The sequence below is a fragment of the Peribacillus sp. P4_C12 genome (genome assembly GCF_056402095.1).
The window spans coordinates 1-1,746 of the sequence record NZ_JBFUIB010000661.1 but is presented as its reverse complement, the minus strand read 5'-3'; the positions used below and the strand labels follow the sequence as shown (position 1 = coordinate 1,746).

The 1,746-nt window shown below is 29.8% G+C and carries 2 protein-coding genes; both read right to left on the bottom strand.

The window, feature by feature from the left end:
• Positions 1 to 262, bottom strand: a 262-nt coding sequence (locus AC1DUW_RS27740) for a YjjG family noncanonical pyrimidine nucleotidase (protein WP_477644042.1), incomplete at its 3' end; no start/stop codon positions are given.
• Positions 263 to 616: 354 nt separating this feature from the next.
• Complete coding sequence (locus AC1DUW_RS27735; protein ID WP_053346115.1) at positions 617 to 874, bottom strand: DUF2533 family protein; 258 nt, start codon at positions 872 to 874, stop codon at positions 617 to 619.
• Positions 875 to 1,746 lie beyond the last annotated feature (872 nt).

Below are 1,746 nucleotides of genomic sequence, written 5' to 3'. Positions count from 1 at the left end.
CCATTAATACTCCATCAACTTCTCGACCGTATTCCTTAAATAAACGTGAATGGCGAGTATTCACTACCGTATCACGATCTATTATTCCTTTTTCAAAGGACTTCCAGAGACCTTGGTTTATTTTTTTATATTGTGCTTCGATTTCAGGAGTTAAGTGGATATTTTGATCCTCGAAAAGCAAGCGCAAAGCTAAATTTTCTGCTGCACCAAAATCCAATAGTGTATCATCTACATCAAATAATAAAGTCTGATATTTTCCCACAATTCCTTCTCCATTCCTACTTTTATATCTATTATAAATCATCTTAGACATCCGAACTTCCCTATTAATTTAACTTTATGATGCCATAGTTTTTATTTCTTCATCATTCCTGATTTATTTCCATTCAAATACCATTCAAATACCCCATTTAGGGGTGAATTCAACAGTATCTAATAACTCTACATCTACATTCTTAGTATCATTACAACTAAAAAATATTTGTATATGCCATTTATCGTTGGTAATTTAAAATTTGTCTATAAAAAAACACTCATCTATATAATGAGTGTCAGGCTGTCTAGGGTTATCATAGATGTTCGGCGCTATTCTTACGTTTAAGATCAGTAATATATTTTACTTTAATGACTCCACATATGAACGAATCATTTCTGGGGTAACCAATTTACGAGTAGGTATTAACCTTTGGTTTGCAAGAACATTGATTTGCATAGTGATTTGATTAATATTGTCTGTTGTAAAATCCTTTTCAGCTTTACATAATTCTATAGCTCCTTGAATATAATCTTCACGTTGTTGATCTAAAAGGGAAAATTCAGTAAAAAGTTGATTTTGTTTTTGGGCATGTAACGTAAGGGCTTTATGTACACTCATTGTCCTTCACTCCTATGATTTTTCTAATAGCTACTTCTATATTAACAAGATAATTTAGAAAACTAAAGAATTCTATTTTTTAATTTTTAAAAATTTCTATTAAATTAAACTTGTGGAACCATGACGTACCAAGTCAATTAACCTTAAGATTACCCCTTAGTCCCTTATAGATGAATATAAAGAATCATCTAAGAGTGTTTCTATTGAACGAGAATTTGTTACCAATCATCTATTTTTTCACTAGAAACAATACTGGTATACCACTAAATATCTCAAGTGTTATATACGAACCAAAAAGGAGAATCGGTTGGCTTACTCCGTACACCATAACATTTGTTCACCCAATCAATGACCTAAATAAACCACATAAAGCCTTAATAATGATTTCCACGTTTATTCCCTTAGAATAGAATATAAATTCCTTCTAATATTAAAATTTCCAACTTGCTTCTTCAAAGGAATACCCGAACGAACATCTCAGGCTGATTATCAATTGAATTAATTTACTTTCTTAAAATCTGGTATATTTACTTTGTTCTATTAGAATCATCTATCTGGAATGTAAACAATGAACCTCTAGTCTTATAAATAGATTGTAAAAGGGGCATTGTTTAAGGTTTTATATGTACTTTAAAGATCAACTAATATCCATGACCTATTTGTTTGCATTTTAGTAAACGCTCACACTCTAATTCAATAGTATTTTCAATAAAAGAAGGCTCTTTTTTGAACGTAAGCCATTGCATAAAAAATAAAGGAAGGAAAGTTAGATTATTTGAAATATTTTAACAATATAAAAATTTATTAAAAATTAGCTGTGCTTTAAATTACTCCCTAGATCAAAAATTATAATTTTTGATCTCCTTTGACTC